Annotated in this window: 5 protein-coding genes; 1 reads left to right on the plus strand and 4 read right to left on the minus strand. The window is 43.6% G+C overall.

The genetic code is table 11. From position 1 onward, the window contains the following. Positions 1 to 67: 67 nt before the first annotated feature. Positions 68 to 1,678, minus strand: coding sequence for an SLC13 family permease (locus HP456_RS18575; RefSeq protein ID WP_172253849.1), 1,611 nt, complete (start codon positions 1,676 to 1,678; stop codon positions 68 to 70). Between the two features lie 257 nt (positions 1,679 to 1,935). On the opposite strand from HP456_RS18575, the gene HP456_RS18580 reads away from it, so the two are divergent. Next, positions 1,936 to 2,571 (plus strand): YczE/YyaS/YitT family protein, encoded by a 636-nt coding sequence (locus tag HP456_RS18580; RefSeq protein WP_172253851.1) that lies wholly within the window; start codon positions 1,936 to 1,938, stop codon positions 2,569 to 2,571. A gap of 442 nt (positions 2,572 to 3,013) precedes the next feature. Here HP456_RS18580 and HP456_RS18585 read toward each other — a convergent pair whose 3' ends face one another. The 3 genes from HP456_RS18585 to HP456_RS18595 all read right to left on the minus strand — a co-directional run. Next, positions 3,014 to 3,358 (minus strand): hypothetical protein, encoded by a 345-nt coding sequence (locus HP456_RS18585; protein WP_172253853.1) that lies wholly within the window; start codon positions 3,356 to 3,358, stop codon positions 3,014 to 3,016. Between the two features lie 158 nt (positions 3,359 to 3,516). Further along, positions 3,517 to 4,929, minus strand: a complete 1,413-nt coding sequence (locus tag HP456_RS18590; protein ID WP_172253855.1) for a SpoVR family protein — start codon at positions 4,927 to 4,929, stop codon at positions 3,517 to 3,519. Between the two features lie 138 nt (positions 4,930 to 5,067). Further along, positions 5,068 to 5,982 (minus strand): MFS transporter (locus HP456_RS18595; protein WP_172253857.1); only part of this gene is annotated, 915 nt, incomplete at its 5' end.

The raw sequence follows: 5,982 nt of genomic DNA on the forward strand, positions 1-5,982 counted from the left end.
TATAACACTTTTGTCCCAGCCCCTTTACTTTGGCTAATACACTTTTGTCCCACCATCGTTTTAGATTTTATCTCATATTACCTGGAAAAGAAGTCACATCTATATCCCAGACGAGGCCCATGAAGAAATAGATCAGCAGTGTAATAAACACAATACTTATAAGATTAATCCAAAGACCGGCTTTGACCATGTCGCCCATTTTGATATAGCCTGAGCCGAAAACAACGGCATTTGGAGGGGTAGCAACAGGAAGCATGAACGCACACGAAGCTGCAAGTCCGGCTGCCACCATCAGGCTGTAGGGATGCACCCCCAAGGCAGCTGAAAGAGCAGCCATTATAGGGAACATCATGGTTGCAGTAGCCGTATTCGAAGTAATTTCCGTCAAAAAGATCACAAAGGAGGTAACTGCGACAAGAATAATAATGAATGGTACTCCTTCAAGCACGGTTAACTGCTTTCCGACCCATTCTGCAAGCCCTGTATCTTTGAACCCTTTCGCAATCGCAAGTCCGCCTCCGAACAGAAGAAGTATCCCCCAGGGCAGTTTAACAGCATCTTCCCACTTTAGAAGACGTGTTTCCCTTCTTCCGGGAAGGATAAATAAAACAAGCGCGCCTGTAATGGCGATGATTGTATCATCGAGAGAAGGCAGCCATTGATTGAGCAGAAATGAGCGTGAAATCCAGCAAAATGCTGTGGTGATAAATACAGTAAGGACAAGCTTCTCTTCAAATGTAATCCTTCCCAGAGAGCTATTCTCTTTCTCGACAATCTCTCTTCCACCTGGAAGTTCTTTTATTTTTAGCGGAAAAGCAACTTTTATTAAATACCACCATGTCGTGAATAAAAGTATGATGGCAATCGGCACACCGAAAAGCATCCATTTGGCAAATGAAAAATCAACTCCATATATTTGTTCCACGACAGCGGCAAAAATGGTATTAGGCGGAGTTCCGATTAATGTTCCAAGCCCTCCAATTGAGGCACTGTACGCAATCCCAAGCATAATGACTTTACTGAAATGACCAGTTCGTACAGCTCCTTCTCTCTCTAAGCTTTCATTCACTTGATAAATGACTGCCGCACCAATCGGGAGCATCATCATGGCTGTTGCCGTGTTTGAAATCCACATGGATAAGAAACCGGTCGCAAGCATAAATCCGAGCACAATTCGTTCAGTACTTGTTCCAATCAGCAAAATGATATTCATGGCGATACGCTTATGTAAATTCCATTTTTCCATTGCAATCGCAATGATGAAGCCACCCATAAAAAGAAAAATCGTATTGTCACCATAAGCCGATGTCACCTCGGAGGATTCCAGGGCTCCTGACAAAGGAAAGAGAATGACCGGCAATAAAGAGGTCGCAGGAATCGGAATTGCTTCAGTTATCCACCAGACGGCTACCCAAACTGTTCCTGCCAGGACAGCAACCCCTTTTTGTGATAATCCTGGCGGGGAGAAGAAGAGAAGAATGAAAATGAACATGAGCGGTCCCAGAATAAATCCAATCTTTTGGCCGGGGGAACTGTTTTTTTTCGGTGTTTTACTCGTTTCAACTTTGTTTGAAATGGTTGAAGCAGGAGGATTGCCAGAGGTAAAAAATTGTAAAGTATCTGTTACATCATTATGCCATTTCCACATGGCGCCCCATGCCTGTTTCACAATCTCCATTAAGACCATCTCCCTCGTTTATACTTACTAAAACTCTATCACGACTGAAAACGCTGTCAATCACATTCGGACATAATGAGTTAAATCGAGTTAAATCCATTCTTTTTTCCTGCTCAAGAACTCCCATTTGCGCTTCTTTCACAAATTACTTTTTGCTCACTTTGTTTACAAAAACAAACTTCCAGTATCTTCATGACTGAATTCGTTATAAAATATTATTAATAAGGGGTCATTGATTTCAGGGAAAAGGAGAAGTTATGAAAATATATTGGCAATTGGGCTACTTTATAATCGGATTACTTGTTTTCAGCTATGGAATCAGCTTGTCGATCAGAGTGCAGTATTTAGGCATACATCCTTGGGATGTATTGAACATTGCCCTTTTTGAAAGAGCGGGTCTGACAATCGGCACCTGGAATATCATCATCGGGGCTTCCATGATTGGATGCACATTTCTGTTGAAAGGAAAATACGTCCGGCTGGGTACAATTGTAAATGGGATCATGGTCGGCGTACTTGTGGATTCCTTTCTCTACTTTGATCTTCTTCCCCCTCAAACGAATGCCGCAGCTGATGTACTTCTTCTTATTGCAGCAATCGTCTTGATGGGTATTGGAGGGGGATTATATTCTGCTGCCCACCTCGGGACCGGACCCAGGGACGGTTTCATGCTGACCATTTCAGACAGAACGGGGATATCCATCAGCAACGTCAGGATCATCTGTGAATGTATAGTGCTATTGATCGGTCTCATGCTCGGTGGTCCCGTATTTATTTTTACGTTCATTTATACCTTTATCCAGAGTCCTATCTTCCAGAAGGCATTTCTCTACTTTACATCTTCTCTGGAAACACGATTTTCAAAGCCTGACCGGCCTATGAAGGTCAGTTAATAAATCACCCCCATCCGAATTGCAGATGAGGGTGATTTAGTTCAAAAATAAGTATAAATTGAATTCGAAATTGGTCCAGCTGCATCGCCCAGCCCCTCGAGACGTTTCGGTCTTCCCAATCAAGTCAAAGTTCGACTTCACCGGACTGACCTCCAACGCTTGTCGGGGCTGACCAAGGCGCTTCCGCTTTTATATTGTCCAGCTGCACCGCCTAGCCCCTCGAGACGTTTCGGTCAGCCCGATGAAGTCAAAGTGCGACTTCACCGGGCGGCCCTCCAACGCTTGTCGGGGCTGACCAAGGCGCTTCCGCTTTTATATTGTCCAGCTGCACCGCCTAGCCCCTCGAGACGTTTCGGTCAGCCCGATGAAGTCAAAGTGCGACTTCACCGGGCGGCCCTCCAACGCTTGTCGGGGCTGACCAAGGCGCTTCCGCTTTTATTAATTACGTCATTTCACATGCGACAAGGCCGTATTGCTGGTATGGCCGCAGCTGTTTTACAAATTGAAACAGCTCCTGAACTTTTAGGTCTTCCATATCCCGTTTATAATAATCTTCGAGCAGGGCAAGGATTTCGTGCGGGTACATCGGGCACGTATGGCTCCCCCAATCGGTTTGCTTCCCTTCGATGCGCTTGTAGTAAATATCGTCCAGCACCGAAAAGAACAATTCATATCCTTTAGGGAAAAAATCACTGATTCTTTTAGGATAATTATGATTCCAGTCTCCACCGTCATAATGAAATGTCTCATCGGTAAGATCCCCTATGAATACTTCAACATCTGCCATAACTATTCCCCCTGACTAATTTATACGTTTATTTCTATTTATAAGCCTGTCCATGAATTTTAGAACTGGAACTCTCCACCCGGGAGGAATTTTTTTCGACTTTTTATTCCCCAAATATAAAAAACCGACCCCTTAAAGGAAATCGGCTTTCTGGCTTCTTATAAATATTTTCTTTGAACACTCCTTCCGTCATAAGTGAAAAGCATATCGCGATTTTCCACATGTGTTTCAATATGGACCGGTCTGCCCCAAAGCCTGTGTAAATATGGCAGCACTTTCTCAAGATACTTAATATCGAGTTCAACATCTTCGTACCAGTGTTTCAGATAGAGTTCACCGCTCTTCATATAGTCACCATCATTCACAGTGATATATGGGAACCCGCCGTTGACCCTCATGCCTACGAGCTGATCACGCACTGCGGTCCACTCTTTATCAACAATCTTATAGTCCTTTCCTTGCTTCTGGAAGAGGTACATATCTTCTCTCATTACAAGATCCTTCGTTAAATAGTTTCGTAAAAACGAAATGTCTGATTCAATTTCACGCACTTCAAACATTTTATCCCGTCCCGAATTAAGTTTCACCCCGCGTTTCTTCATTTCTTCAGTCGGATTATTGTATCTTTCTTCAATATCTTCAAAGATCTTCACACCCAGATAATACGGGTTGATACCTGTTCGTGACGGCTGTACGACCCCTGCATTCAACTTTGCAAATTCAATGGCTTCCCCGCTTGTCAGATCCATTTCGCGGATGATCCGCTGATGCCAATAGGAAGCCCATCCTTCATTCATGATCTTTGTTTCAAGCTGAGGCCAGAAATACAGCATTTCTTCCCTCATCATTGTCAGGATGTCCCGTTGCCAATCTGAAAGTTCCCGGCTGTATTGTTCGATGAAAAGCAGGATATCCTTTTCCGGTTGGGGAGGGAACTTCTTCTTCACTTTCTTGGTGGTACGTTTTTTTACATTTTCATCAAGCGACCATAGATCATCATAAGGAGTGACCGGATTCACCTCATCCTCCACCCACTCCACATCATTCATTGACCACGACAATTTCGGTCTCATTAATGAAGGATCGATATGTTCGTCAATGGCGAGAACCGCATCGAGGAAGTTTTCGACTTCACGCTTTCCATGTTCATTTTCATATCTTCTTACTCGGTCTGCTGTCGCTGCCATACTCTCCACCATGTCCCGCTTTGTATTTTGAAAACGGACGTTATTTTTAAAGAAATCGCAATGTGCCAGTACATGTGCCACGATCAGCTTATTCTGAATCAGTGAGTTTGAATCCAATAAAAACGCATAACATGGATCAGAATTGATCACAAGCTCATAAATCTTACTCAGTCCGAGATCATATTGAAGCTTCATTTTATGAAACTGTTTTCCGAAGCTCCAGTGAGAGAAACGAGTCGGCATTCCGTAAGCACCAAAAGTATAAATAATGTCAGCAGGACAGATTTCATATCTCATCGGATAGAAGTCGAGGCCGAATCCGGCAGCTATTTCAGTGATTTCGCCAATCGCGTTCTGCAATTGTTTTTGTTCCTCTTGGTTCATGGTCATCCCCCTCTTTATACTCTTATCACAATGTATGAGAAGAACGAGTAATTCATGAAAAGAAGTCTGATTCAATATATCCGGAGCATAAAAAAATGCTGCATCCGTTTGATTTACGGATGCAGCATTCCATTTAATCTATGCTTTTCTTAGTGATAGAACTGGAATCACGGTCAATAACAACAGGAAAGCAGAAATGGTAAAAATAATTTGAACATTGATGAATGCAAGGAGGATCCCCACCCCTAATGAAGAAAGTCCGAAGAGCAGCGTCGTCAATGCTCCTTGTGCAGCATATACTTTCCCCATCTCTTCCGGCGGTGTATTCTCCTGCAAAAAGGTTTGCAGCACGATGGTTTTTATCTGGTCAAATGCTCCGAAGATAAGCGAAAGGATTAATGCAGTGAACGCTGCTGTATTCCAGGCAAACAGAAAAGTGACAAACGATGTCATGATCATGCATATCGGCAGCAGCCCGCTTCTCTTTTCGGAAAAGAAGCCATGACGTTTGAACACAAGGAATGAAGCAATCACCAAACCGATGAAAAAGCTGCTATTGATGAACCCCCACCATGCTTCACTGCGATGCAGGACAAGGTCAACATAAAGATAGAGGACGGCAGCGATCCACACCGCTCCAGCTGCTGATTCCAAACCGTAGATAAAGAATATACTTCTCAGGCGTTTATTCCTGCTAACTTCTGACCAGCCGTCTCCAAATTGTTTCCACCAATGCTTCTTTTGGTACAGCGTGGTGCTCGGGATGACCGGCAGCTTCAGCATGTAAAGCGTACTGATGAGAAACAGAATGATAACCAGTATGAATAAGAGGCTTTCATTCAATATTGCCAGCAGCAATCCCCCAAGTGCCCAGCTGGAGAACTGAATGGTTTGATCGACAGTTGATAAGAAGCCATTCGCCCCCATCAATTCTTCCCGTTTCACAATAAAAGGGATAAAAGCATTCCTGGCAGGCAGTGCCCAGCCGTCCAAAAAGGAAATCATACTTGCAAGCCCTAAAAAAATCCATACATTCCCATTTGAGAACAGAAC

This window comes from Bacillus haikouensis (genome assembly GCF_013179555.1).
In the GTDB taxonomy this organism is placed as follows: domain Bacteria; phylum Bacillota; class Bacilli; order Bacillales; family Bacillaceae_B; genus Rossellomorea; species Rossellomorea haikouensis_A.

What these genes read in the sequence shown, in the direction of transcription:
- HP456_RS18590 (WP_172253855.1), bottom strand. Translation starts at nt 4,929, where the DNA reads ATGAACCAAGAGGAACAAAAACAATTGCAGAACGCGATTGGCGAAATC.
- HP456_RS18575 (WP_172253849.1), bottom strand. Translation starts at nt 1,678, where the DNA reads ATGGAGATTGTGAAACAGGCATGGGGCGCCATGTGGAAATGGCATAAT.
- HP456_RS18585 (WP_172253853.1), bottom strand. Translation starts at nt 3,358, where the DNA reads ATGGCAGATGTTGAAGTATTCATAGGGGATCTTACCGATGAGACATTT.
- HP456_RS18580 (WP_172253851.1), top strand. Translation starts at nt 1,936, where the DNA reads ATGAAAATATATTGGCAATTGGGCTACTTTATAATCGGATTACTTGTT.